This window comes from Acinetobacter sp. CY79, from assembly GCF_059515845.1.
The window spans coordinates 19,937-45,179 of record NZ_JCAKMY010000022.1; the positions used below are offsets into that span (position 1 = coordinate 19,937).

Sequence of the window (25,243 nt, forward strand, 5' to 3'; positions counted from 1 at the left end):
GATGAAATTTAAACGTCGTGAAGTTGAAGATATTGCGATCAATTTGACACCGATGATTGACTGTATTCTGTTCATCTTGGTAATTTTATTATTAACAACGACTTTTCAACAGCAAAGTCGATTAAATTTAAGCTTACCAGATGCACAAGGTGTACCACCTAAAGACTTTAATCATAAGGTTGAGGTGATGGTGGATTCATCTGGACATTATTCTGTCAATGGTCAGGCAATTTCTTCAAAAGAAGTTCCTGATTTGAGCGCTGCGATTCGTCAAGCATCGAATGATCGTAAAGATATGATGTTTGTCATTGCGGCTGACTCTGCTGCAACACATCAAGACGTAATCCGAGTGATGGATGTAGCAGGACAACTTGGCTTTGTAAATATTAATATTAGTACTAAAGTACCCACTAGAGGCTATTAGTGAATCAAGATTTTAAAGTATATTTGCGTCTACTTAGTTACTTAAAACAGTACTGGGGAATTGCATTAATTGTGGTATTTGGTTTTATACTCAATGCTGCTACAGAAGTGTCAGTTGCCAAGCTTCTTGAGCACATCATTAATGCCATTCAAAATAAAGATCAAAGCTTTACAAATCTGTTTCCGTTTCTAGTAGTGCTACTCATGTTCTTTCGAGGACTGGGCTTGTTTTTGGGTGGATATTACACTTCTGTCATTTCCAGAAATCTGATTTTTAATATTCGCCAAGAAGTCTTCGCTAAACTGATGCGTTTGCCTTCGCAGTATTATCTGGACAATACCAGTGGTCATATCACTGCGAAGATTATGTATAACGTTGAGCAGCTCACTGCTGCAACGACAGAATCGCTCAGGACATTGTTACAACAAGGCTTGATCACCATTGGTCTGTTGGGCTATTTGTTTTACTCAAACTGGCGTTTAACGCTGTGTATTTTGATATTTACCCCTTTAATTGGATTGCTGATTCGAAAAGCGGCGACTCGTATGCGTAAGCTTTCCAATCAAGTACAAGACACCATGGGGGATGTGAACCATGTGGTTCAGGAAACTGTAAATGGACACTTGGTTGTTAAAGGTTTTGGTGGTCAGGAATATGAGCAAGCCCGCTTTCGTGAAAGCTCTTTAGAGAACTTGAAGCGCGGTTTGAAAATGGTGGCGGTGCAACAATTAAACAGCCCAATTGTACAGTTCATCATGTCATTGGCATTGAGTATTGTGATTTGGATTGCGTTGCGTCCAGAAATTATGCAAGACACTTCAGCAGGGCAATTCGTGGCGTATATTACGGCTGCGGGTATGTTAAGTAAGCCGATTAAAGCGTTGACTGATATTAATGAAAAATTACAGCGCGGGATGGCGGCAGCTCACTCAGTATTTGAATTACTGGATTTACCTGAAGAGCTGAACGCAGGCACTTTAAAGCCGACTCTTCAGGGTAATATTGAGCTCAAAAATGTTGATCTCATCTATTCAGATGGTTTTCATGCCATTCAGAACTTTAACTTAAAAGTAAATGCCGGTGAAACCGTTGCATTGGTCGGACGTTCTGGGGCGGGTAAGTCTTCACTGGTCAATCTGTTGGTGCGCTATCAAGAATCAAGTTCAGGTTCGATTCTATTTGATGATATTGATATTCGTGAGATTGAGGCAACAGCGTTGAGGTCTCAAATATCAATGGTCAATCAACAAGTTGTACTCTTTAATCGTACTGTGCGTGAAAATATTGCGTATGGTCAGCTTGAGGGTTCAAGTGATGAGCAAATCATTGCAGCAGCCAAAGCTGCCTATGCACATGATTTTATTATGTCATTACCTCAAGGTTATGACACGCCATTGGGCGCACAAGGTTTAAATTTATCGGGTGGACAGCGTCAACGTATTGCAATTGCTCGCGCCATTTTGAAAAATGCACCGATTTTGATTTTAGATGAAGCAACCAGCGCTTTAGATAACGAATCTGAATATTTCATTCAGCGCGCTTTTGATGCTGCAATGCAAGATCGAACCACGATTGTGATCGCACATCGTTTATCGACAATTGAAAATGCAGATCGAATCGTGGTAATGGATCAAGGGAAAATTGTAGAGCAAGGAACTCATGCAGAACTATTGGCGATGCATGGCGCTTATTATCAATTACATCAAAGAAATTTTGAGGAATAAGCCCGATGTCACTTGCGCAAAACATTCAAAATGCTTGGAATAAACAGGCGAAATGGTTGGTTGTGTTGCGCCCATTGTCATGGCTTTATCATTCGGGTTTTACTTTAAATAAGAAAATGTTTAAAGCGGGTCTAAAAGAGGTTTATACCGCACCGATCCCTGTGATGGTGATTGGAAATATTACGGTGGGTGGTAGTGGTAAAACCCCTTTATTGATTCAATTGGTCAAATATCTTCAGCTTAAGAATGTACGTGTTGGTGTCATTAGTCGAGGTTATGGCGCTAAAGGTCCTTTTCCAGCTCAAGTGAATCTTCATTCGATTCCTTCAGAAGTCGGTGATGAACCTTGTCTGATTGTTCAGTCCACTGAGGTGCCGATGGTGGTCGGTTCAAATCGCAAAGAAAGTATTGAGTTACTATTGGCACATCATCAATTGGACTTAATCATTAGTGATGATGGCTTGCAGCATTGGGCGCTAGATCGCCAAATTGAGTGGATTGTTTTAGATCAAAATCGTGGATTAGGAAACCAAAAATTATTGCCTGAAGGTTTTTTACGTGAACCAGTGGAACGCTTGAATGAAGGGACTGTGATCGAACACGCTCAAAATTCGACAAGTCCATTGAATATGTATTTGGAAGTGGCACAACCTTATTTATTGAATGGAAGTTCAGACCAGGCTGAATTGTTTGATATTCATCAAGATTTTTATGCGGTGGTGGGTATCGGTTTCCCTCAACGCTTTTATCAAACCCTTAAGTCGATTGGTTTGACCCGTTTTCAGTGTCATGAGTTTCCTGATCATCACGATTATGAAATTGAAGATTTACAATTTGAAGATTCAAATCCGATTATTACCACAGAAAAAGATGCAGTAAAGCTATTACCTTTGCTTAAACAGCACCCTGATTTTAATCGTGAAATATGGGTAGTACCCGTTGAGGCTGTACTTTCACAAGCATGTTATGATTTATTGGATGAGCAATTGACAGCGCTCGGTATTGATATTTCTTAGGATTATTCATGAAGCACATTGTTATCCCTGCGCGTTTCTCAAGTTCTCGTTTACCCGGTAAACCTCTATTGAAAATTCATGACCGCGAAATGATTTTGCGTGTTGTCGATCAAGCTCGAAAAGTGGATGGCTTTGATAGTTTATGTGTGGCGACAGATGATGAACGTATTGCACAGATTTGTCGTGATGCTGGGGTAGATGTGGTGATCACAGATCCAAATCATCCATCTGGAACCGATCGTCTAAGCGAAGTTGCTCGAATTAAAGGTTGGGCGGCAGACGATATTATTGTCAATGTGCAAGGTGATGAGCCACTTTTACCTGCTCAATTGGTTCAACAAGTGGCGGATCTATTGATTCAAAAACCACAATGTTCAATGTCAACTTTGTGCGAGCCGATTCATCAGTTGGATGAATTTCAACGAGACAGTATTGTCAAAGTGGTGATGACCCAATTCAATGAGGCACTCTATTTTAGTCGTGCCACGATCCCTTATGATCGTGATGGGGCAAAGCTTGAAACACCTCAATTACATCAACATGCATTCAGACATTTGGGGTTATACGCATATCGTGTTCAATTGCTTCAAGAATATGTGAAGTGGGATATGGGGCAACTCGAACAGCTAGAGAGTCTGGAGCAGCTTCGTGTACTTGAAAATGGTCATCGCATTGCCATTGATATTGCTCAAGTTAATTTACCGCCGGGTGTAGATACTCAAGATGATTTAGATCGTTTAAATGCGCTCGATATTAGTCATTTTGCGACAGTGGATTGATTTGATTGATGTCTAAACAATTTGAGTCACAGATTTTTCCTTGGCAAAATCAAGTTTGGAAAACCTTAACACAACGATTTCCTCAAATTGGTCATGGATTATTGTTCTATGGCAAAAATGGCAGTGGGAAACAGCAGTTTACACAGCATTTTGTGGCTTGGTTGCTGTGCTTAAATAAGCAATCACATGCAGCATGTGGTGAATGTAGCAGTTGTTTGTGGTTGAAATCGGATACACATCCGAACTATGTTCGAATCACCACAGATGAAGACAATAAAAAACAAAACGCTAAAATTAAAATTGAAAAAATTCGTGATTTACAGCCTTTTGTGCAACAAACTGTAGATGGTTGGCGAGTGATTGTCATTGAGCCCGCTGAAGCATTAAATATTGCTTCGTCTAATGCGTTGCTTAAAACATTGGAAGAGCCGGGCGATCGCGTTATTATTATTCTCTTGGCTGATCACTATTTGAAATTGCCTGCGACGATTCGTAGTCGTTTGCAACATTACGCTTTAGATCGGGTGAGTTTGGGACAATCTCAAATTTATCTCGAAAGTCATTTAGAGAAAGAGTTTCACGCTAAAATTCCCTTATTAATGTCATTGTCGAATGATATGCCATTGCAGGCTATTGCGGTGTCTCAATCTGAGTGGTTTAAAAAACGTCATGATTTTTTACAAGATTGGCAAAAGGTGGTGATACACAAAAGTATGCCTATACAGCATGCAACGAAATGGAATAAGGAGTTAGCATTTTCAGATCTCATCACCTTATTTGAGTATTTGTTGTCTGATATTATTTGTGTCAAACTCAATCAAAATGTCAAAAATAGCGATCTTGATTTCGAGCAGATTTCACAACAATATAGTTTGGAACAGTTGTTTGATTTAAATAGTGATATTCAAAACTTTAAACAGTTGGTTGAGCAAAACGTGCAAACGAATCTGGTCGTGGATCAGCTTTTCATAAAATTAATGAATGTTATATAACCAAACACTGCATTAGCAAAAAGAATTAGGGGAATTCATTATGCAACCACCTCGTATGGGCGGACTTATCCAAGCCAATATTAGCGATAGAGCAACACTTCAAGCCAGTTATATGCCTTATATTCAAGGTGGCGGATTATTTGTTGCTTCAAAACAAGAAGTAAAAATGGGTGAAGAGGTATTCGTTTTAGCATCGCTACCGAATCAATCGCAAAAGATTCCATTAACGGGTAAGGTGATTTGGATTTCTTATAAACATACTGGTCTAAAGCCTCAAGGCTTTGCAATTCAGTTGTCTGGTGAAAAAGGCGTCTATTATCGTATGGAAGCTGAGAAGTTTTTAGCTGGAAGTATGTCTGCTGACCTTCCTAGCTTTACAATGTAAATTCTGATTTAAAATAAAAGGTGTTGTTGTGTTTGTAGATACACATTGTCATTTGACTATGCTCAATCTGGAACCTTATGACGGGGATCTGGATGCAGCGATTCAACAAGCACGCGATGCTGGCGTATCGAAAATGATGGGCATTTCAGTGGATCTGGATGACCATATTGCATTGTCTAAAATCGCTGAACGTCATGCAGATGTAGGTTATAGCGTTGGTGTGCATCCCTGTGAAGATCAAGCAGTGATGCAACGAGCAACTGTCGATACTTTGGTTGATTTAGCACAGTCCGATAAGGTTTGGGCGATTGGTGAAACAGGCTTAGATTATTTTCATAGTATAGAGTTTGTTGCAGAGCAAAAAGCATGCTTTGCGCGTCATATTCAGGCCTCTCAAATCGTTAAGAAACCTGTGGTTGTACATACCCGCTCATCTAAAACAGATACGATTGATATTATTCGTGCTGAGAATTCAACACATGGTATTTTGCACTGTTTTACTGAAGATTGGGAAACGGCAAAAGCTGTCCTAGATTGTGGTTACTACATCTCATTTTCAGGTATTGTATCGTTTAAAAATGCGCAAGATTTGAGAGATGTGGCGAAGCAAGTGCCTCTTGATCGTTTGTTGATAGAAACTGATAGTCCCTATTTGGCACCAATGCCCTATAGAGGAAAGTCTAATGAGCCAAAGTATGTTCCCTATGTAGCCAAAGCCTTGAGTGATGTATATGATAAGTCACTTGAGGAGATTGCGGTGATTACAACGCAAAATTTTGAAAATCTCCTTAAAATGAAATAGTTGTTTTATAACGAATAGAATAGTTAGAAGAGAGTTTATAGCGTGAAGATGGATCGTCAGGCTCAGTTTCGAGCAAGAGAAGCATTAATATTCCAAGTGGCCGAACAACTCCTTTTAGAAAATGGAGAAGCAGGCATGACCTTGGATGCACTTGCTGCAGAATTAGATCTAGCCAAAGGAACGCTATATAAGCATTTTCAAAGTAAAGATGAATTGTATATGTTGCTCATTATTCGTAATGAGCACATGCTGCTTGAAATGATTCAAGATGCGGATAAGGTCTTTGCAGAGCATTTAGCTTTTTTTATGTTGCATCATTTACATCATCCTGAAAGAACAGTGTTATTTCATCAAATTGAAGAACGTTTATCGACCACAGGTCAGGGTATTAACCATCTTTTCAATGAGCTCTATCAAGTCCGAAAAAGCCGTTTGCGTGTGATCATTCGTATGACTGAAAACTATTTAATGGAAATCGGAAGTAGCATGTCTTCTCGTGATTATTTGGCTTCCATTTGGTCGATCACGTATGGTGGAGCAGCGATCCTCAATTCGAGTTTTTATCAGCGTTATTTGGGGAGTCGAGATACATTACGCGTTGCATTGATTGATCAAGCGCTCATGCTACCTAAGCAATCCACTCCATCAGCGCAAGTTGCATAGTAAGCTGATATGAAATTCCCATCATCGAAACAAAAGGGCTTTACCCTCATTGAATTGATGGTGGTGATTGTGATCATTGGTATTATTGCATCACTGATCGTTTTCAATATTGATGGTGTTGATCAGCGCAAAGCCATGCAGGCGCGAGAGTTACTGATTTTAGATTTGAAGAAAATGAATCGCGAGTCTGTGGATCAATCACGGATTTATGCACTTGTGATTCAGCCTCAAACAGATGTTACACGTTTTAGCTACAGATTTGATGAATACCTGCCTCAAGGTTCACAAAATCAAGATTCAATCAATCGAATGAATCATTCCAATACTTTAAATAAGACCAATAATAGTCAGAAAAAATGGTTAGAAGCTGACGCACGTTCTGTACGTGAACTTCCAAATCGGGTGTCTTTCACTGTGGAAAATCAAGATCACGAATTTAAACAAGCTCAGAATACAGATTTACTGGGTAATAACGCACCAAAACTGATTTGGCTCGGAAATGGCGAAGTTAAACCGGTCAGTATTCAAATTTATTATGATCAAAAGCCTGTGGGAAATCTGATTCAAATTGATTATTTGGGGAAGATTGATGACGCGTCCTAGAGGTTTTACATTAATTGAGGTGGTTGTCGCCTTAGCCATTTTTGCAGTTGCAGCAATGGCACTCACCAAAATTGCGATGCAATATACCCAATCGACAGCCAATTCTATACTTCGAACCAAAGCTCAATTTGTTTCTCAAAATGAAATTGCCCAAATGGAAATCAATAGTGAATGGTTAGAGGGGACTCAATCGAAACAGGTGACATCGCAGGGTGAAACATGGCAGATTGATAAACGCTCGGAATCGACCATTAGCCCAAAAGTACAGAAAATAGAAGTGCAAGTCAGTTTATATAATACAAGTTTGGGGAAAGTAGAAGCAGGAGTCAATCATACCATTTTCTATAACTATCCTAATCAGATCCAGCAGAATCAGCCATGATGAAGCTTTCAATGAGTTTTCCATTTAAGCAAAAAGCGTTTACTTTAGTGGAGCTATTGGTTTCGATTGCAATTTTTGCAGTGTTATCAGCATTAGGTTGGAAGGTGTTTGATTATTTGATTAAAGTTAAAGACCGAAATATGATGCATGAGCAAAACTTAGGTCAACTGCAAGAGGCTTATTTGCAAATGCACCGAGATACGTTGCAAATCGTTCCATTGACATCGAATATCTCAGGCAAGCTACAACCGTCATTGATTTTGAATAATCAAAGTTTAAGCTTTAATAAAGCAGGTGTGACTGATCCGCTGAAACAAGGCTTATCGCCTTATGAGCGAATTGAAATACAATACAATCCACAAGATAAAAAAATTTACCGACTCAAATATGCCAATCTGAATGTCAATCAAACGGCTCAACCACTGTCGAGTGTGATATTAACTGATGTCGACCAATTTAAGGTGGTGGTGCTGAATCCAAACGAATTAGAACAATGGCCTGAAAATAGTGTAGATCTTGCTGATCCAAAAGCCATTCGTGTATTGCCTAAAGGTTTACGAATGACTTTTATGATTAAGGATGTCGAATATGAATGGATTTTTAGTCTGTTAAATACGGCTTCTTTGCTTGAAAAGAAAGATGGGATTTAATTTATGCATAATGATCATCAGCAGAATCCACAAAAGCTGAACATGGCTGAAAAGGGATTATCCTCTTGAAAAAGCATCAGCAGGGTATCGCTCTGATTACAATTTTGATGTTGGTCGCGCTAGCAACGATTATTGCGGCGACCATTGCAAAGCGTCAATCCTATACCAATGACGCAACGGCATATATGATGAGACAGAGTCAGTCTTTGTATTATGCAAAAAGTGCAGAAGCTTTCTTTTCAGAAATATTGGTGCAAGATGCAGAGTCAGACTCTAAAGCTGATTATTTGCAGGAGACATGGGCAAAACCGATGCCTGCTTTTCCCATCGATGGGGGGTATGTATCAGGAACGATTGTTGATGAATCAGGGAAATTTAATCTCAATGCTTTGCTTAAAGATGATGGAACCCCAAACGAACAAGCACAACAATTTTTTCAAGGTTTACTCAAGCGTGTTGGATTACCTGCTGAAATCAGTCAAGCGGTGATTGATTGGCAAGATCCAGATGATTTAACCATTGGCGCAATGGGTGCGGAAAGTAATTATTACAGTGGTTTATCAAACGCACATCTCGCTGCTAATGCATTATTTCAAAGTGCTGAAGAACTAAAACAGGTTAGGGGTTTTGAAGGTCAAAACTATGACTTGATCGCACCTTACGTGACAGCAGCACCGAATAATATCTCCAAGATTAATATCAATACTGCTTCCGCGGTTGTGCTCGCATCGTTAGATGAAAAATTAGATATCAATATCATTGATCAGCTTTTAAAACAAAAAAATGCCAGCATGGAATATTTTTCCAATATTGATGAGTTATGGCAGTTAGCACCATTTGCACAAGTTGCCCCTCAAAAACGTGCGATTGCAGTTCAAGTCTTTGATGTGAATTCAAATTTCTTTAAGGCTCAAATTGAAGTGGTACTGTCTGAACGTAAAAGACAATTCAGTAGTTATTTGTGGCGTAAAGATAAGCATGTTTCTGTGTTTTCAAGAAGCCTTGCACCATTTTAAACGAGCTGTTTTGAGTCTTTGATTTTTATTTATAAGGTTATACCTTTTGCCTATTGTCAATAACGTTAAAATTAATGAAGTGTTGATCATATTTGAACTATAATCAGAATTCTCAAGATTTTGTTTACAGCTTTAGCATATGTTAATTCGTAAATTATTTAAGTTTGAAAATGCGCATATTGTGCGTAACTGTACCTCAGATCGTTGTAAACGCTCTATTCATGGTCACAGCTATAAAGTGGAATTATTGCTCAAAGCATCAAAACTTGATCATGGTCAAATGGTTTATGATTTTGGCTTGTTGAAAGGGGTCATTAAAGACCTTTATGACAGTTTTGATCATGCGATTTGTTTTTGGCAAGATGACAGTCCTGAATATATTCAAGCATGTAAAACCTTTAGTGCACGTTGGGTTTCATTGCCTGTTTCGCCATCTGCAGAACAGTTTTCACGTATTTTCTTCTATTTGGCTCAACAGGTATTGCAGTCGACTGTTACTCAGAATGGTGAAGGTGATGTAGAGGTGTATTCTGTGATTGTGCATGAAACCGATACTGGCTATGCGCAAAGCTTTGCTGAAGATATTAGCAATGAGCAGATGGGACTTTTATCTTTGGATCAAATTGTATTTTCAGAGCAAGTGATTTCGGAATGGAGTGATCCACAAATGTATCAAAATTTGAAACAAGGCATTAAGTTCCAGAACCCTGAAGTGGCATTACAAGTTCAGGTTTAATATATGCAATGATCAATTCCATATTGGTCATGCTTTAAATGACATTAGATTTTAGGAAGAAACGCAATGCAATTATCTGAACAGGACATGACGAAGTTAAATCAAGTTCGGTTAGAAGAAGGCTGGAAATATAGCTTAGCTGAGTTTTTGTTGTGTCAGCGTATGGATGAATTGCGTGATTTTCTAAAGTCTGAAATGCAACAAGATAAGATCATTTATCCACCGAGTTCGCACATTTTTAATGCGTTCAATACTACGCCCTTATCACAAGTAAAAGCGGTTATTTTGGGTCAAGATCCATATCATGGACCCAATCAAGCCAATGGTTTAAGCTTTTCGGTGCAAAAGGGACTTGCATTACCTCCATCTTTGCGTAATATCTTTCACGAGCTCAATACAGATTTAAATATTCCGCCATCGAAACATGGGGACTTGAGTCAGTGGGCGCAAGAAGGTGTTTTACTTTTAAATAGTGTACTGACTGTTGAAGCAGGACAACCCACTTCCCATCAAAAACGTGGCTGGGAAGATTTTACTGATGCTGTGATCGATGTTTTAAATGAACAGCGAGAACATGTGGTATTTATCTTGTGGGGCGCTTATGCGCAACGTAAAGGACAACGTATCGATCAAAATAAACATTTGGTTCTTAAGGCTGCGCATCCATCTCCTTTAGCAGCGAACAGAGGCGGTTTTTTTGGTTGTAAAGTTTTTTCAAAAACTAATAATTATCTTAAACAAAATGGCATTGAGCCTATTAATTGGCAGCTGGACGCATGACATCAACTGAGAGCAATACATATCATCCTGATCTAATTGTTGAAGAAGCTAAAAATGGCTGGCGTATCATTCGCCTAAATCGACCTAAATCTTTACATGCATTAGATGAGTCTATCGTGACTGCCTTGCTGCAAGTATTTCAAGATTTTCATCAAGATGATGCAGTTCGAGCAATTTGGTTAGACTCAACAACACCTAAGGCATTCTGTGCGGGTGGAGATGTACGTAAACTACGTCAATTGGTCATCAACAATGAAGTGGATCAAGCCAATAAATTCTTTGAACAAGAATATGCGTTAGATTTACTACTTCATGATTATGCTAAACCGATTGTGGTTTGGGGTGAAGGCTATGTGATGGGTGGTGGTCTTGGTTTGTTCATGGCTGCGCCGTTTAGATTGGTGACGCCTTACTCACGCTTAGCGATGCCTGAAGTGAACATTGGTCTTTATCCAGATGTTGGTGCGAGTCGCTTCCTCGCAGATCGAGGACCGGTGGGATTATTCACAGGGTTAACCGGTTCGATTATGACTGCTGCAGGTGCCTACGGTATTGGTTGGGCGACACATATTTGTGATGCGCAGAGAGATGTTGTACTTCAGAAATTAGTGGACATAGATTGGGATCATTATCCAGCAGGCGACTTTCGCGCATTGGACGATACCCTCAATAGTTTGCATCGTCCTGTCTCTCCAGGTCCACTTCAGATTTCATTAGATGTGATACATAGCGTGTGTCGTGGTTCGAATTTTGAACATGATTATGAGGCGATTATAGGCTTAAGCGATGCACGTAGTGATTGGTTGCGTCAAGCCAGTGAAAATTTAGCTAAAGGTTCGCCAAGTACCGCTGCAATCACATGGTTGTTATGGCAGTGGGGTCGTCAAGTCCATCCTTGGCAAGAAGTTTTTGCACTTGAGACGCAGATTTCGGATTGGAAAATTCGTCATCCTGATTTTGTAGAAGGTGTACGTGCGCGCTTAGTGGATAAGGATTTATCACCTGAATGGCAAACGGTCGAATCCATGTCACTCAAGAATATTTTGGGCACTAATCCTCCTGTGACCAATATTGAAAGTTGGAATAATTTATTGACACAATATGGAATTATTTAATTTTTAATGACTTTTGTGAAAAATGCATTTGATTTAGATGATTTAAATCAAGTTAAAGATGAAAAATGGATGCAGCTTGCCTATGAGCAGGCTGCGCTTGCGGCTGAAATCGGTGAAATACCCGTGGGTGCGGTGATTGTGAGTCAGGGAAAGTTAATCGGACAGGGTTATAATCACCCGATTACGCTCAATGATCCTACCGCACATGCAGAAATTATTGCGATTCGTCAAGCTTGCCAAAATATTAATAATTATCGATTGCCTGATGATGCTACGCTTTATGTGACGCTTGAGCCTTGTACGATGTGTGTCGGAGCTCTCATTCATTCTAGAATTAAACGCGTCGTGTTTTCAGCAACTGAACCCAAGGCAGGTTCACTCATCAGTGCACGACAATTGCTCGATAATGACGGTTATTACAATCATCGTTTTGAATTTATGGGTGGTTGCTTGCAAGAACAATGCTCAAAACAGTTATCGGATTTTTTTAAAATGCGCCGAGAGCAAAAAAGGCAATTGCGATTACAACAAAAATTAGAAAATGGTTAAAGCTGAAATAAATAAGTGTAAAATGGTTTGACATGAACTATTGTCAGTTCGAAACTTGTTCTTTAAGGCTTAATATTAAAAACAAAAGGAATTAAAAATGAATTCAATCACGATCACCCAAGAGTTTAATACTTCATTAAGTTCTATCTTTGAATTGCTTTCTAAACATGCGACCTATAACCAAGTATTTGCACCCGTTCAAGTGGTTCGTATTAAGGATTCAGCAGACCCACAACGTCCAGATGGTGTTGGTTCTGTACGTAAAATGGGTTTAGGCCCAATTCAACCGATTCAAGAAGAAATCACTGTCGTTGAAGTGAATCAACGTATTGAATATAAAATTATTAAGAACCCTTTAATTAAACATCATTTAGGTATCATTCAATTTAAAGAATTGAGTGCCAATAAAACACAAGTGACTTATACGATCGAATTGCAGGCAAGAGCTCCATTTGTGAGTAAACTTATACTTGCACAGCTTAAACTAGCCATTACACTGGGGTTTAAGAAATTGGCAAAGACCTTCGTTTAACTTTGGAAATATGATGACAGTTCAAATTATTACTATTGATGGGCCAAGCGGTTCGGGTAAAGGAACATTGGCAGCAAAACTCGCTGCACACTATCAGTTTCATTTATTGGATTCAGGTGCAATCTATCGACTGTTAGGATTGTCATTATTTAAACAAAATTTATTAGATCAAATCGATCAGCAAAATATCCTCTTACAATGTCAACAGATTGCTACAAAATTGGATATTCGGTTTGAAACTGGGTTGAATGGGATTCAGATTTATCTGGATAACGAAGATGTATCAGAGATCATTCGTACCGAGCAGGTCGGTGAATATGCATCAAAAGTCGCTGCAATTCCTGTACTTAGAACAGCACTTTTTCAAAGGCAACGTGATTTTGCTCAATTGCCAGGTCTCGTTGCCGATGGGCGAGATATGGCAACGACGGTGTTTCCAGAGGCTCAGGCGAAGATATATTTGACGGCATCTGCTGAATCTCGCGCTGAACGACGAGTAAAGCAGTTGCAGGGTATGGGGCTAGATGCTAAAATAAACGACATTTTAGCCAATATCCAAGCACGTGATAAGCGTGATATGGAGAGAACTGTCGCGCCGTTGAAGCCAGCGGAAGATGCTTATGTAATTGATAGTTCAGATTTGAACATCGAAAACGTATTCAAGTTGATGACTGACTACATTGATGCACAATTGACTAAATAACCTTATATCAGTGGAAGCATAGCCTGATCAGTTTATATGGACTATGCGGAAACTTAATTAAACCGGCCTTGTCTGATCCAAGACCGCTGACTTTTCTAGGTATATCATGACCGAATCTTTTGCAGCCCTCTTTGAAGCAAGCGAATTAAACTTAAACGTTGAGAAGGGTGCAGTCATCCAAGGTATCGTTGTTAGCATCGATTCTGATTGGGTAACTGTAGATACTGGCCTTAAATCTGAAGGTGTTGTATCTCGTTCTGAATTTTTAAACGAACAACGCGAGCTTGAAGTAAACGTTGGCGATACAGTTGACGTTGTTGTTGAAGCGCTTGACAACGGTATGGGCCAAACAGTTCTTTCTCGTGAAAAAGCGAAACGTGCTGAAACTTGGACTAAACTTGAAAAAATCTTTGAAGACGGCGAAATCGTTACTGGTGTTATCTCTGGTAAGGTTAAAGGCGGTTTCACTGTTGACATCGGTCCAGTACGTGCGTTCCTTCCAGGTTCATTGGTAGACACTCGTCCTATCCGTGATACAACTCACCTTGAAGGTAAAGAGTTAGAATTCAAAGTTATCAAACTTGATGCTAAACGTAATAACGTTGTTGTATCTCGTCGTGCTGTTATGGAAGCTGAATCTTCAGCTGACCGTGAAGCTCTTCTTTCTCAATTGGAAGAAGGTCAAACAGTTACTGGTACGATCAAGAATCTTACTGACTACGGCGCATTCGTTGACCTTGGTGGTATTGATGGTCTTCTTCACATTACTGACATGGCTTGGAAACGCATCAAGCACCCATCAGAAGTGGTTGAAGTTGGTCAAGAAGTTACTGTTAAAGTACTTAAATTTGACAAAGAACGTAACCGCGTATCTTTAGGTCTTAAGCAATTAGGCGAAGATCCATGGTTAGCGATTATGAACCGTTACCCTAAAGGTTCTATCGTTAAAGCTCGCGTAACTAACTTAACTGACTACGGCTGTTTCGCAGAAATCGCTGAAGGCGTTGAAGGTTTAGTACACGTATCAGAAATGGACCACACGAACAAAAACATCCACCCATCTAAAGTAGTTCAGATTGGTGACGAAGTTGATGTTATGGTTCTTGAAGTTGATGAAGAGCGTCGTCGTATTTCTTTGGGTATCAAACAAACTCGTGCTAATCCATGGGAAGAGTTTGCTAAGGATCACGACAAAGGTGAAAAAGTTTCTGGTACGATCAAATCTATCACTGACTTCGGTATCTTCATCGGTTTACCAGGTGGTATCGACGGTTTAGTTCACTTGTCTGATATTTCTTGGAACGAACAAGGCGAAGAAGCGATTCGTCGTTATAAGAAAGGCGACACTGTAGAAGCTGTTATCCTTTCTGTTGACGCTGAAGGCAACCGTATCAGCCTTGGTATCAAACAAATGAACAACGATCCGTTCAATGATTTCTTAGCTGCGAACGAACGTGGTGCTTTGGTTAAAGGTACTGTAACTGCTGTTGATGCTCGTGGCGCAACTGTTAAGTTAGCTGACGAAGTTGAAGCTTCTTTGAAAGCTTCAGAAATCAACCGCGATCGCGTTGAAGATGCAACTAAATTCTTAGAAGTTGGTCAAGAAGTTGAAGCGAAGATCATCAACGTTGATCGTAAATCACGCGCAATCAACTTGTCTATCAAAGCGAAAGACGAGGCTGAAGAGAAAGAAGCTGTTGCTACTTTGAATAAAACTGCAACTCCTGGTCAAGACAATGGTCCAAAAACTATTGGTGATTTGATCAAAGCTCAAATGGGTAGCTAAGATCTCTGTGTGAATGTATTGTTAATGTAATTTAACTAATACTTTTTACACAAATACTGTAAACGGTAGCGTAGTATTAACTTATTACGCTACCGTTTTGTATTTAAACAGGTTATTATCTTGCTATCTACTAAAGTAGCTTGATAATTAAAGAGGTCGTAGATGACTACTGAAGCACTTAATAAGTCTGACTTAATAGAGCGAATTTCTATTAAAAATCCACATTTGGCTGAACCATTAGTCGAAGAAGCTGTTAAAATTATGATTGATCAGATGATTGCTGCATTATCTTCTGATGATCGTATTGAAATTCGTGGATTTGGCAGTTTTGCACTACATCATCGTGAACCGCGTGTTGGTCGTAATCCTAAAACAGGTAAATCTGTAGAAGTTGCAGCGAAAGCTGTACCGCATTTTAAACCTGGTAAAGCATTACGTGATGCAGTGAACGAAACAGCTAAATAATAAAAATATGGGGTGTTTATGCGTTACGTTCTCGTTGCTATATTAATTGTACTTTTTGGCTATTCCCTAGCACTTGTTTTGCAAAATGGTACTGAGCTTTCTGTAGATCTTTTATTTACACAAGTACCCGCAATGCGTTTAGGATTATTATTGCTACTGACATTGGTACTAGGATTAGTGTTAGGGCTATTACTGGGAGTTCAAATATTCCGAGTATTCCAAACAAGTTGGGAAATCAAGCGTTTACGTAAGGATATTGAACATCTTCGTAAAGAACAGATTCAATCAGCACAGCTTGCTGCAGCTGAAGCAGCCGCGAGTGTTAGACATGAAAAAACTGTCTTAGACGTTCAAACAGATGAGACCCACACTCGTCCACTGTGAGAATAAAGATTGTTAAAGCACTATATTGTTTTCAATATAGTGCTTTTTTTTTGTATGCAAAAACAGCTCTAAAATTATCAACTTAATCTTGCATGATTTTTTAAAACTAAGTTTTGCAGGGCTTTATAAACATCATTATAATGGCGCAACTTGTGTAGGAAGGAAGATAGACTCTTGAGTATCATTGTTGCTTTAGATGCAAAAAGCCAAAAAGAAGCATTATCAATTGCTGATCAATTAGACCCTTCGCTATGCAGAGTAAAAGTTGGGAAGGAAATTTTTACCCATGAAGGTCCATCTGTCGTTAAAGCATTGCATGATCGCGGATTTGAAGTTTTTTTAGACTTAAAATTCCATGATATTCCAAATACAACTGCACAAGCCGTATGTGCTGCAGCAGATATGGGCGTGTGGATGGTCAATGTCCATGCTTCTGGCGGTCGAAAGATGATGGAAACTTGTGTAGAGCGACTTAAGGCAGGTAATTACAGAACACAACTTATTGCTGTGACTGTTTTAACTTCTATGGGGCGTGAAGACTTGAAAGATTTGGGCTTGGATGTTGAGCCATTTGAACACGTAAAGCGCCTTGCCACCTTGACTAAAGACAGTGGTTTAGATGGGGTAGTGTGTTCAGCACAAGAAGCAAAAATGCTGCGTAACACTTTAGGTCAGGATTTTGCTTTGGTTACTCCTGGCATTCGTCCATTGGGTTCAAATGCGGATGATCAAAAACGTATTGTGACACCAAAACAAGCGATGATAGACGGTTCTACACATTTGGTCATAGGTCGTCCAATTACTCAATCTAGCAATATGAATCAAACATTGAAAGATATTTTATCATCTTTATAGCGTCGAATTTTGGCAAAAAATCCACTCAATTGAGTGGATTTTTTAATTCTATTTTAAATTTCAGTATTCATTATTCTAGTACAGCCTTTAATCGTCTTATGGCTTCTTCACACTGTGCTAAATCTGCAACTAAAGCTAAACGCACATGATTTTCACCAGGATTACCTGATTCTGTATCACGAGATAAATATCTACCCGGTAAGACTTTGATGTGTGCTTTTTCCATCAGCATTTTTGCAAATGTCTCATCATTATCGACTTTTAACCAATAATAGAAACCGGCATCTGGTTTTTTGAGAGGCAATAAATGACCCAATTCTTTTTGAAATAATTCAAACTTAGTACGATATTGCTTACGGTTCTCTTCAACATGTTCTTCATCATTCCACGCCTCAATGGAAGCGAGTTGATGTTGAACAGGCATTGCTGCACCATGATAAGTACGGAATTTTAAATAAGGTTTTAATAGTTTTGCATCACCAGCAACAAAACCTGAACGCATACCCGGTAAATTAGAGCGTTTCGATAGTGAGTGGAAGACGATACAGTTCTTGTAATCATCTCTTCCCAATTCAGCACAAACCTCAAGTAAGCCGATCGGGGCTTCATCAAACCAAAGTTCTGAGTAGCACTCATCAGAAGCAATCACGAAATTATATTGATCAGATAGCGTAATCAGTTTTTTAAATTGCTCTTTAGAGAGTACAGCACCCGTTGGGTTGCCTGGTGTACAGACAAAGAGTAAGGCTGTTTTTTCCCAAACTTCAGCAGGTACAGCATCGAAATCACCTAAGTAGCCGTTTTCTTCTGTGCAATTGATGAAGTAGGGTCTTGCACCTGCAAGTAAAGTTGCACCTTCATAGATTTGATAAAAAGGATTAGGCATCACGACATAGGGGGCTTCATCTCGATTAATCAAAGCTTGGACAAACGAGAAAATACCTTCACGTGTTCCTGTTACAGGTAAAATTTCATTTTCATCACTAATACTATTCAGCTTAAAACGACGTGTTAACCATTTGGCGATACTTTCTCGAAGCTCAGGCAGACCTTTACTGTTTGGGTATGTCGACAGATGATTAAAATTGTCAATAATTGCTTGTTTAACGAACTCTGGCGCTGGATGCTTTGGCTCACCAATGGAGAGTGGGATCAATGCAAGATCAGCAGATTTTACATCCTGAAAAAGTTTATTTAATTTTTCAAAAGGATATGGATGTAATAAAGACAAACTAGAGTTCATGAAACAATGACCACGTAATTAAAAATATGAAACGATGCTTAAAGTCAGAGAGTAAGATCAATAAAACTCAATTTAAGCGTGATTTGAAACTTGGTTTGAGGCTTCATTTAAAGCGGCTAATAACAGTCCAGAAAATGCTTTTGCTTCATCTTGATTCATCGGTTTGCCATCTTTTTTTGCCACAAAGAAAATATCTTCTGCACGTTCGCCCAGTGTAGCAATTTTAGCAGAATGTATATCGAGTCCTTGCATCATGAATAAGCCCCCAATTTTGGCGAGCAATCCTGGCTGATCCAGCGTAGCAATCTCAACCATATTCTGTTGTAAAGCTTCATTCAAGGTAATATCCACGGTATTCTCAATGTCAAAATGACGTAATTGACGAGGGATGCGACGTTGCATCAGCCCTGGGTATTTATCTGAATGAGTAAGTGCTTTAACCAGCGCTTCTTTGACGGTTGCTTCACGTTCAGGATCTGTAACCAATGTACCAAAACGATCTAATACAACGTAGGTGTCTAAACTAAATGCTTTTGTTGCTGTGATAATACGTGCATCTTGAACATCTAAGTTCATTCGATCGAGTACTGCCACTGTTGTTGCAAATAGGTTGGGTTGATCTTGAGTATAAATAAAGATTTGTACGGCATCTTGTGCTGCTTTGCGGTGCGCGCGCATGAGTACTAGTGGTGCAGGATTTTCACCGTGATCTAAAATAGCGCGTGTATGCCAAGCAACCTCATCGGCTGTTTCTTTAAGGAAATACTCATCACCGAGTTCTTGCCAGACTTTTTCGACGGCTTCTAAAGGATAATCATTGACTAAGAGTTCACTGGCAGCGAATTTGGTGTCTTCGATGAGCATTTGATATTCCACAGGGCGACCTAAGCCTGTACGAATCACATCGCGTGCATGTGTATACAATTGACGCATCAGAGAAGCGCGCCATGTATTCCATAATTTGGGATTGGTTGCATTGATATCTGCAACAGTCAACGTATATAAATAATCCAAATGTTCCATATCACCCAGTTTTTCGGCAAATTCTTTGACAATATCAGGATCAGAAATATCTTTTTTCTGTGCCGTTATGGACATCAACAGATGATTTTGAATCAACCATGCAACTAAATTACATTCACGTTCGGTAAATCCATGTGCACGACAAAACTCGATGGCGTCAATTGCTCCAAGCTCACTATGATCACCGCCACGACCTTTGGCAATGTCATGAAAAAGTGCCGCCAAGAAAACGATATCGCGACGAACGAGGCGTTGGAAGACTGAGCTAACCACAGGGTAATCTTTGGCAAATTCAGGTTCTTTAAAACGATTTAAATTACGTAATAACAATAGGGTGTGCGCATCAACCGTATAAATATGGAATAGATCGTATTGCATCAATCCCATGATCTGTCCAAATGCAGGAATATAATTACCAAGTACACCATAACGCTTCATAGCCAAAAGCGTTTCATATAAGCGGTAAGGTGAACGAATGATGGCCATGAACAGTGCTTGATGAGCAAGATGATTTCGATAATCGCGATCAATACGTTTTGCCGCTAAGGTCAATAATCTCAGTGTACGTGCACGAATGCCTTCGATCTCAGGGCGATTGGCCAAAATAAAGAATATTTCTAAAATCGCACTTGGTTTTTCTGCAAAAATCTTGTGATGCTGTACGGCAAGTTTGCCATCAACCAATTTGAAATTTTCATTGATCTCTTCAATCTTACGCTCATAGTTAGGCAGTCGAGGTGTAATCACAGACTCATCAAAGTAAGCCAGTAACATTTCATTCAAAGTCGATACTTGTTGAGCAGCACGATAATAACGCTTCATGAACTGTTCAATCGGATAATTGATATGTTGACCTTCAACTTTTTCATAGCCAAATTTTGCAGCGATATCACGTTGATAATCGAACAAGAGTCGATTTTCATCACGTTTGGTCAAACGATGTAAATGGTGGCGAATTTCCCACAGGAAATTTTCAGCTTCTTCTAAAACTGAAAGTTCAAATTCAGAAATAAAACCTAAATGCACTAAATCGTAAATGCGATTGACTCTGAAATGACGTTTCGCAATCCAGCCAATTTGATTGATGTCACGGATGCCACCGGGTGCATTTTTAATGTCAGGTTCTAAATTGCTTTCAGTATTATTGTGTTGTGCGTAGCGTTTGGCTTGTTCAACCATTTTCGCATCAAAGAATGTCTTGTCTGTCCAAGTCTGAGACACGACACGTCTCGGCCATTTTGTCAGCTGAGGATTACCCACAATTAAACGTGCTTCAATCAGTGTTGTTGCAACAGTTAAATCACTCATGGCTTGTTCAAAGCATTGTTGAATGGTACGAACACTCACGCCGGGTTTAAAGTTACCGACATCCCAAAGTGATGAAATGAAGGCTGAAATAGCAACTTCTTGCTCTGGACTTAGGTCCTCCTCAGACAGAATCATGATATCTACATCTGAGTAGGGCATCATTTCTCGGCGCCCATATCCACCGACTGCAAATAAACCCAGTGGTGTTTGATCAAGCTCAACGTGCTTCCAAAGGAATATTAAAGCTTCATCAATTAAATTCGAGCGGGCCAAAATAATTTCACGAATGGGCTTACCTTGTTCAAATTCTGTTTGTAATTGATTTTCAACATCTGCACGCCACGCATTAATCGCTTTGATGTCATGAATATTAGAAACATATTGATCTAAAGGAGAAGTATTGATCATGAAATAATTGTCCGCCCAAATGTGTTCACATTACTAATTTTGATTTACAGAAATTTTCGAAGCTACTTCGGTTGCCAGTTCACGTGCTTGATCTGTTGTTTCTGCACGAGCCGTGGCTACGCCCATACGACGACGTTTAAAACCTTCTGGCTTACCAAAGAGTCGTAAATCAGTATTCGGATTTTCTAAAGCAAGATTTAAGCCAGAGAATGAAAGATTTTGATCATCTACACCTGCATAGATCACCGCACTGGCAGCAACACTGTGGCGTTTCGTATTGACTGGAAGTCCTAAAATGGCACGGGCATGCAATTCAAACTCACATTGGAATTGTGAAGCCAAAGTGACTAAGCCTGTATCATGTGGGCGAGGTGAAACTTCACTAAACCAGACTTTATCACCTTTAATAAACAGTTCAACACCAAAAATACCGCAACCACCTAATGCAACGGTCACTTTATGAGCGATACGTTGCGATTCTTCAAGGGCTGCTGGCGACATCGCTTGAGGTTGCCAACTTTCAACGTAATCGCCTGAATCTTGACGATGACCAATAGCATCACAGAAATGAGTTTCGATTTCACCCGTTTTAGCATTTTTTGCACGTACGGTAAGCAATGTAATTTCAAAATCAAAATCAATCTGAGATTCAACAATGACAGTGCCTTGATTTACTCGACCACCAGTTTGTGCATATTCCCAAGCAGCATCCACTTCCGCAAATTCTTTAACGCGTGACTGACCTTTACCTGACGATGACATCACCGGTTTAACAAAGTTAGGATAACCAATGTCATCACATGCAGAACGGAATGATTCTAAAGTGTTGGCAAATCGATAGGCTGAAGTTGGTAAGCCGAGTTCTTCAGCAGCTAAACGACGAATGCCTTCGCGGTTCATCGTTAAATTAACGGCTTTTGCAGAAGGGATGACTGTTGCAATATTTTCTTCTTCAATTTCAACTAAGACTTCAGTTGCGATAGCTTCAATCTCTGGAACAATCAGATGAGGTTTGATTTGTTCAATTAAGGATTTTAATGCGGCTGAATCTGCCATATTTAAGGTATAAGAAAAATGTGCAACTTGCATGGCAGGAGCATGGTTATAACGATCTGCAGCATGAACTTCTACACCCAGTCTTTGCAAAGAAATCACCACTTCTTTACCTAGCTCGCCTGAACCTAAAAGGAGTACTTTAAATGCAGTTGATTGAAGAGGAGTGCCGATCATTATATTCATGCTTTCATCCATGCTTGATATTATGGGCTTTTAGCATATCAGAACTTCGATCCCTGTTAAGGGGTGATTCACATAAAATAATGATATTTAGCAACACTTTTATTCATAAGTTTTAATATAAGATTTCACTTTTTTTTGATCAGAAATAATATTAAGGTGGAAAACCCGATTTAAGGGGTTCGCTTTTTCCATGTCTAACCAATATTGTTCTGATACATTTAATTTTCTAAGAATATTTATTGTTTTGGAGTTTTGATAAAGTTTGAATAAAGTGAAAGGCAAACCAATAAACGTTATAACCAGAACTAAACCAAATAAACTGAAGTGCATTGAGTCTATAAATGCTTGGTAATAATTCCATGTAACAACGTAGAATAAAGCACTAAAGATGAAAACTAAGGTACTAAAACCAATCAACAGCATAGGAATGTACCGGTGAATAATTGACCATTTAGAAAAAATTATAGCCTTGTAATTTAAGTGAACATCATTGTTGGATAAGTTGTATAGAGCAATAATCTTATTTTTATTGTTATCAGCTTCATATACGATTCTGACTTGATCGCCTAGTTGACAATCAAGCTCGTAAAAGTGTCCTATAAAGTTTTTAGCACCTATAAAACATTCAAAATAACAGCCATATTCATACCCACCGCGAATAATTTTAAGTATCTCATTGCGACGGTGGTGAACAAAAATTTTACCTTCCAAAACATGCATGAACGATTCCATTAAAAATCTCAGCTATTTATTTATAACCCGAATCGCGGATAAGGATTTTTCTTTAAAATCATAAGCTAAATTTAATTTTATGATTAGTTTTTAGTGTTATCAGACCAAAGCATAGACTTTTTCATGCTCAAAATGATGGATAAGTCTCAAGATGAATGATCTCATTTCCTTAAGCAGGATTCGGGTTATTTATAATTAATTTTTAGTGATTATGAAACATTTTAATTTTTAAATAGGGAAATAGGTATAAACCAAGCCATAAGTTAAAGCTGCGGTTAACGTCGCAGGCACTATTTGTTTAAACTTAAAATAAAGTCCACTTAGCACAGCAAACCCGACTAGCATTGCAAAGCTTTTATTGGGTGTTTCAAGAAGTGGGGGGAGTGTTGCAACGACCAGCATTGAGCTAATTGCAGCAATCCCAATAGAACCTAAAGCAATTTTAATCCATAGCGCACCGCGCTTTTGAGCACCTTGTTGAAACTTTTGGATCACAAAAAAAGGACCAAAGCGTGATGCAAAGTTCGCAATCCCCACCACAATCCCGACTAAAATAATCTCAAGATTCATGTTGTTCTCCAACCAAAGCATCATCATGGTGCTTTAAAACATAATGCTTAAATAAACCGGCAAGAATACCTGACGTAATCCCAATAAAAATCGCAGCAGAAATGTCAATAAAATAGCACGCCACAGCAGAGACAACCGTGGTAACAGCAACGACAAACGTATGTTTCTTTTCAAAGGCAGCCAATAGGAAGCTCAAGAATAGTGCAGGGAGTAAAAAGTCTAAAGCCGCTTGTAGAAACTGCGGCATATTACTGACTTGGTCTGCAAACATTCCCCCAAGGAAAGAACCTAAAGCCCAAGACATCCAGCTAAACAGGCTCAGTCCTAACATCCAAGATTCAGACCATTCTTGACGGCGCTGCGTCAATTTAATCATCCCTGAGGCAAACACTTCGTCAGTTAAACCCCACGACCAGATCGCGGTTTTCTTTAAATTAAGTTTGTCTTGAATTAAGTTTTGTAGTGCTGGGCCATAAAGCAGATGACGGATATCGAGTGCAATGACGGTAAGTGCTGTCATCCAAATCGAAGTACCACTGCCTAGTAATGCAACAACGAGGAATTGACTTGCGCCTGCATACATCGAACAAGACAGAAATAAAGCTTCCCAAGCGCTAAAACCGAACTGAGTTGCCGACACACCAAAGGCAAAAGAAACAGGGAGGTAGGTAAATATGATTGCTTGACTGTCTTTAGCGCCTTGCCAAAAACCAGCAGGCCTTATAATACTTAGCTTGTGCTCTGACACGACACACCCTATTTAGATTAGAACAAAAGGTAAAAACAAGATTGAGTATTGTAGCTGAATTTAATAGCATAGTACCGAATAGTTTGTTTGGGCGACCCTATGTTTGCTTTGAAAGATTATCCTCGACTGTGCATGTGTATGATGCTGATGACAGTGGGGCTACAAGGTTGTGGAAATTCATCAAACGGAAATGACGAGAAAGTTGAAATTAAAGTTGCACCTAAGATCACCAATGATGCGACGGTCTATGCGCAGCAAGCTTGGGTGCTGATCAATCAGGTCGATCCTGTGCTGTATAAGGCAAAAACTGATCAGCTTACAGCGCAAGTACGCGAACCTGTGCGCAAGCTTATTTTAGACTGGCGTATTAACGTCAAAATGACTGACTCGGTGACTGAAGGAAAATATGCTTTATGTCGTAAAGCATTGACCAGTATAGATTCTTGGGCACGAGCAATGGTTGAAAATGAAGGGCAGTTGGCACAGCGTCAAGCCAACTATGAGCGTGACAAAGCCCAGTGTAAAACGGCCATAGATCACCCAGAGCTTGGCAATACCAAAGAATATAAGAATTTATTCTAAGGTTTAAGTTGAATAAAAAAAGCCCCGATGATTCGGGGCTTTTTTTAAT

General features: G+C 39.4%; 29 protein-coding genes. 23 read left to right on the forward strand and 6 right to left on the reverse strand.

All coding sequences use genetic code 11. The features are described 5' to 3' along the window. Position 1 precedes the first annotated feature (1 nt). The 22 genes from AC5YCE_RS10445 (at position 2) to pyrF (ending at position 17,341) form a co-directional block, all read left to right on the forward strand. On the forward strand, positions 2-424 hold the full coding sequence (locus tag AC5YCE_RS10445) for an ExbD/TolR family protein (RefSeq protein ID WP_496150314.1): 423 nt from the start codon (positions 2-4) through the stop codon (positions 422-424). After that, positions 424-2,148 carry a lipid A export permease/ATP-binding protein MsbA gene (msbA, locus tag AC5YCE_RS10450; protein ID WP_496171993.1) on the forward strand — a complete coding sequence of 575 codons (1,725 nt, stop codon included), beginning with the start codon at positions 424-426 and terminating at the stop codon, positions 2,146-2,148. Before AC5YCE_RS10445 ends, msbA begins: the two co-directional genes overlap by 1 nt. Before the next feature lie 5 nt (positions 2,149-2,153). After that, on the forward strand, positions 2,154-3,164 hold the full coding sequence (gene lpxK / locus AC5YCE_RS10455) for a tetraacyldisaccharide 4'-kinase (protein ID WP_496171994.1): 1,011 nt from the start codon (positions 2,154-2,156) through the stop codon (positions 3,162-3,164). 8 nt (positions 3,165-3,172) lie between these two features. Next, on the forward strand, positions 3,173-3,943 hold the full coding sequence (gene kdsB / locus AC5YCE_RS10460) for a 3-deoxy-manno-octulosonate cytidylyltransferase (RefSeq protein ID WP_496171995.1): 771 nt from the start codon (positions 3,173-3,175) through the stop codon (positions 3,941-3,943). 8 nt (positions 3,944-3,951) lie between these two features. Then, on the forward strand, positions 3,952-4,935 hold the full coding sequence (locus AC5YCE_RS10465; protein WP_496171996.1) for a DNA polymerase III delta subunit-related protein: 984 nt from the start codon (positions 3,952-3,954) through the stop codon (positions 4,933-4,935). Positions 4,936-4,975: 40 nt separating this feature from the next. Further along, positions 4,976-5,320, forward strand: coding sequence for a PilZ domain-containing protein (locus AC5YCE_RS10470; RefSeq protein ID WP_496125602.1), 345 nt, complete (start codon positions 4,976-4,978; stop codon positions 5,318-5,320). A gap of 28 nt (positions 5,321-5,348) precedes the next feature. Then, positions 5,349-6,122, forward strand: coding sequence for a TatD family hydrolase (locus tag AC5YCE_RS10475; RefSeq protein WP_496171997.1), 774 nt, complete (start codon positions 5,349-5,351; stop codon positions 6,120-6,122). Between the two features lie 48 nt (positions 6,123-6,170). Next, positions 6,171-6,785, forward strand: coding sequence for a TetR/AcrR family transcriptional regulator (locus AC5YCE_RS10480; protein ID WP_496125642.1), 615 nt, complete (start codon positions 6,171-6,173; stop codon positions 6,783-6,785). A gap of 9 nt (positions 6,786-6,794) precedes the next feature. After that, positions 6,795-7,388 carry a pilus assembly FimT family protein gene (locus AC5YCE_RS10485; RefSeq protein WP_496171998.1) on the forward strand — a complete coding sequence of 198 codons (594 nt, stop codon included), beginning with the start codon at positions 6,795-6,797 and terminating at the stop codon, positions 7,386-7,388. Next, positions 7,375-7,770 (forward strand): type II secretion system minor pseudopilin GspI, encoded by a 396-nt coding sequence (gene gspI, locus AC5YCE_RS10490; protein ID WP_496171999.1) that lies wholly within the window; start codon positions 7,375-7,377, stop codon positions 7,768-7,770. Before AC5YCE_RS10485 ends, gspI begins: the two co-directional genes overlap by 14 nt. Before the next feature lie 11 nt (positions 7,771-7,781). Beyond that, on the forward strand, positions 7,782-8,420 hold the full coding sequence (gene gspJ / locus AC5YCE_RS10495) for a type II secretion system minor pseudopilin GspJ (protein ID WP_496172000.1): 639 nt from the start codon (positions 7,782-7,784) through the stop codon (positions 8,418-8,420). 59 nt (positions 8,421-8,479) lie between these two features. Further along, positions 8,480-9,436: a type II secretion system minor pseudopilin GspK gene (gene gspK / locus AC5YCE_RS10500; protein ID WP_496172022.1), complete on the forward strand. Its 957-nt coding sequence runs from the start codon at positions 8,480-8,482 to the stop codon at positions 9,434-9,436. A 139-nt stretch (positions 9,437-9,575) separates the two neighbouring features. Further along, complete coding sequence (locus AC5YCE_RS10505; protein WP_496172001.1) at positions 9,576-10,172, forward strand: 6-pyruvoyl trahydropterin synthase family protein; 597 nt, start codon at positions 9,576-9,578, stop codon at positions 10,170-10,172. Positions 10,173-10,238: 66 nt separating this feature from the next. Further along, positions 10,239-10,952 carry a uracil-DNA glycosylase gene (gene ung / locus AC5YCE_RS10510; RefSeq protein ID WP_496125608.1) on the forward strand — a complete coding sequence of 238 codons (714 nt, stop codon included), beginning with the start codon at positions 10,239-10,241 and terminating at the stop codon, positions 10,950-10,952. Further along, positions 10,949-12,067 carry an enoyl-CoA hydratase/isomerase family protein gene (locus AC5YCE_RS10515; protein ID WP_496172002.1) on the forward strand — a complete coding sequence of 373 codons (1,119 nt, stop codon included), beginning with the start codon at positions 10,949-10,951 and terminating at the stop codon, positions 12,065-12,067. Before ung ends, AC5YCE_RS10515 begins: the two co-directional genes overlap by 4 nt. A gap of 6 nt (positions 12,068-12,073) precedes the next feature. After that, entirely contained in the window at positions 12,074-12,616 is a 543-nt protein-coding gene (gene tadA / locus AC5YCE_RS10520; protein ID WP_496172003.1) for a tRNA adenosine(34) deaminase TadA, read from the forward strand. Between the two features lie 97 nt (positions 12,617-12,713). Further along, on the forward strand, positions 12,714-13,148 hold the full coding sequence (locus tag AC5YCE_RS10525; protein WP_496172004.1) for an SRPBCC family protein: 435 nt from the start codon (positions 12,714-12,716) through the stop codon (positions 13,146-13,148). A 13-nt stretch (positions 13,149-13,161) separates the two neighbouring features. Next, entirely contained in the window at positions 13,162-13,851 is a 690-nt protein-coding gene (gene cmk, locus AC5YCE_RS10530; protein ID WP_496125612.1) for a (d)CMP kinase, read from the forward strand. Between the two features lie 106 nt (positions 13,852-13,957). Continuing rightward, a complete protein-coding gene (rpsA, locus tag AC5YCE_RS10535; protein ID WP_496125613.1) occupies positions 13,958-15,637 on the forward strand; it encodes a 30S ribosomal protein S1 in 1,680 nt (559 codons plus the stop codon). A 162-nt stretch (positions 15,638-15,799) separates the two neighbouring features. After that, complete coding sequence (locus AC5YCE_RS10540) at positions 15,800-16,102, forward strand: integration host factor subunit beta (RefSeq protein WP_496125614.1); 303 nt, start codon at positions 15,800-15,802, stop codon at positions 16,100-16,102. Between the two features lie 18 nt (positions 16,103-16,120). Continuing rightward, positions 16,121-16,486 carry a lipopolysaccharide assembly protein LapA domain-containing protein gene (locus AC5YCE_RS10545; protein WP_496125615.1) on the forward strand — a complete coding sequence of 122 codons (366 nt, stop codon included), beginning with the start codon at positions 16,121-16,123 and terminating at the stop codon, positions 16,484-16,486. Between the two features lie 174 nt (positions 16,487-16,660). Next, positions 16,661-17,341 (forward strand): orotidine-5'-phosphate decarboxylase, encoded by a 681-nt coding sequence (gene pyrF / locus AC5YCE_RS10550; RefSeq protein ID WP_496125616.1) that lies wholly within the window; start codon positions 16,661-16,663, stop codon positions 17,339-17,341. Between the two features lie 70 nt (positions 17,342-17,411). On the opposite strand, the gene dapC is transcribed toward pyrF, so the two are convergent. The 6 genes from dapC to AC5YCE_RS10580 form a co-directional block, all read right to left on the reverse strand. Continuing rightward, entirely contained in the window at positions 17,412-18,584 is a 1,173-nt protein-coding gene (gene dapC / locus AC5YCE_RS10555) for a succinyldiaminopimelate transaminase (RefSeq protein WP_496172005.1), read from the reverse strand. A gap of 72 nt (positions 18,585-18,656) precedes the next feature. After that, on the reverse strand, positions 18,657-21,323 hold the full coding sequence (gene glnD, locus AC5YCE_RS10560) for a [protein-PII] uridylyltransferase (protein WP_496172006.1): 2,667 nt from the start codon (positions 21,321-21,323) through the stop codon (positions 18,657-18,659). Between the two features lie 33 nt (positions 21,324-21,356). After that, positions 21,357-22,562 (reverse strand): formate-dependent phosphoribosylglycinamide formyltransferase, encoded by a 1,206-nt coding sequence (gene purT, locus AC5YCE_RS10565; protein ID WP_496172007.1) that lies wholly within the window; start codon positions 22,560-22,562, stop codon positions 21,357-21,359. Positions 22,563-22,661: 99 nt separating this feature from the next. Beyond that, positions 22,662-23,282 carry a hypothetical protein gene (locus AC5YCE_RS10570; RefSeq protein WP_496172008.1) on the reverse strand — a complete coding sequence of 207 codons (621 nt, stop codon included), beginning with the start codon at positions 23,280-23,282 and terminating at the stop codon, positions 22,662-22,664. 240 nt (positions 23,283-23,522) lie between these two features. Next, positions 23,523-23,864, reverse strand: coding sequence for an L-valine transporter subunit YgaH (gene ygaH / locus AC5YCE_RS10575; RefSeq protein ID WP_496172009.1), 342 nt, complete (start codon positions 23,862-23,864; stop codon positions 23,523-23,525). After that, positions 23,854-24,591 (reverse strand): AzlC family ABC transporter permease, encoded by a 738-nt coding sequence (locus AC5YCE_RS10580; protein ID WP_496172023.1) that lies wholly within the window; start codon positions 24,589-24,591, stop codon positions 23,854-23,856. Before AC5YCE_RS10580 ends, ygaH begins: the two co-directional genes overlap by 11 nt. Positions 24,592-24,711: 120 nt before the next feature. Between AC5YCE_RS10580 and AC5YCE_RS10585 the strand changes: the two genes are divergently transcribed. Continuing rightward, entirely contained in the window at positions 24,712-25,194 is a 483-nt protein-coding gene (locus AC5YCE_RS10585) for a hypothetical protein (RefSeq protein WP_496172010.1), read from the forward strand. Positions 25,195-25,243 lie beyond the last annotated feature (49 nt).

Coding starts and splice junctions, on each gene's coding strand:
- AC5YCE_RS10445 (WP_496150314.1), top strand. CDS start 2: ATGAAATTTAAACGTCGTGAAGTTGAAGATATTGCGATCAATTTGACA.
- lpxK (WP_496171994.1), top strand. CDS start 2,154: ATGTCACTTGCGCAAAACATTCAAAATGCTTGGAATAAACAGGCGAAA.
- kdsB (WP_496171995.1), top strand. CDS start 3,173: ATGAAGCACATTGTTATCCCTGCGCGTTTCTCAAGTTCTCGTTTACCC.
- AC5YCE_RS10465 (WP_496171996.1), top strand. CDS start 3,952: ATGTCTAAACAATTTGAGTCACAGATTTTTCCTTGGCAAAATCAAGTT.
- AC5YCE_RS10470 (WP_496125602.1), top strand. CDS start 4,976: ATGCAACCACCTCGTATGGGCGGACTTATCCAAGCCAATATTAGCGAT.
- AC5YCE_RS10480 (WP_496125642.1), top strand. CDS start 6,171: ATGGATCGTCAGGCTCAGTTTCGAGCAAGAGAAGCATTAATATTCCAA.
- AC5YCE_RS10485 (WP_496171998.1), top strand. CDS start 6,795: ATGAAATTCCCATCATCGAAACAAAAGGGCTTTACCCTCATTGAATTG.
- gspI (WP_496171999.1), top strand. CDS start 7,375: ATGACGCGTCCTAGAGGTTTTACATTAATTGAGGTGGTTGTCGCCTTA.
- gspJ (WP_496172000.1), top strand. CDS start 7,782: ATGAGTTTTCCATTTAAGCAAAAAGCGTTTACTTTAGTGGAGCTATTG.
- AC5YCE_RS10505 (WP_496172001.1), top strand. CDS start 9,576: ATGTTAATTCGTAAATTATTTAAGTTTGAAAATGCGCATATTGTGCGT.
- ung (WP_496125608.1), top strand. CDS start 10,239: ATGCAATTATCTGAACAGGACATGACGAAGTTAAATCAAGTTCGGTTA.
- AC5YCE_RS10515 (WP_496172002.1), top strand. CDS start 10,949: ATGACATCAACTGAGAGCAATACATATCATCCTGATCTAATTGTTGAA.
- tadA (WP_496172003.1), top strand. CDS start 12,074: ATGACTTTTGTGAAAAATGCATTTGATTTAGATGATTTAAATCAAGTT.
- AC5YCE_RS10525 (WP_496172004.1), top strand. CDS start 12,714: ATGAATTCAATCACGATCACCCAAGAGTTTAATACTTCATTAAGTTCT.
- cmk (WP_496125612.1), top strand. CDS start 13,162: ATGACAGTTCAAATTATTACTATTGATGGGCCAAGCGGTTCGGGTAAA.
- rpsA (WP_496125613.1), top strand. CDS start 13,958: ATGACCGAATCTTTTGCAGCCCTCTTTGAAGCAAGCGAATTAAACTTA.
- AC5YCE_RS10540 (WP_496125614.1), top strand. CDS start 15,800: ATGACTACTGAAGCACTTAATAAGTCTGACTTAATAGAGCGAATTTCT.
- AC5YCE_RS10545 (WP_496125615.1), top strand. CDS start 16,121: ATGCGTTACGTTCTCGTTGCTATATTAATTGTACTTTTTGGCTATTCC.
- dapC (WP_496172005.1), bottom strand. CDS start 18,584: ATGAACTCTAGTTTGTCTTTATTACATCCATATCCTTTTGAAAAATTA.
- glnD (WP_496172006.1), bottom strand. CDS start 21,323: ATGATCAATACTTCTCCTTTAGATCAATATGTTTCTAATATTCATGAC.
- purT (WP_496172007.1), bottom strand. CDS start 22,562: ATGAATATAATGATCGGCACTCCTCTTCAATCAACTGCATTTAAAGTA.
- AC5YCE_RS10570 (WP_496172008.1), bottom strand. CDS start 23,282: ATGCATGTTTTGGAAGGTAAAATTTTTGTTCACCACCGTCGCAATGAG.
- ygaH (WP_496172009.1), bottom strand. CDS start 23,864: ATGAATCTTGAGATTATTTTAGTCGGGATTGTGGTGGGGATTGCGAAC.
- AC5YCE_RS10585 (WP_496172010.1), top strand. CDS start 24,712: ATGTTTGCTTTGAAAGATTATCCTCGACTGTGCATGTGTATGATGCTG.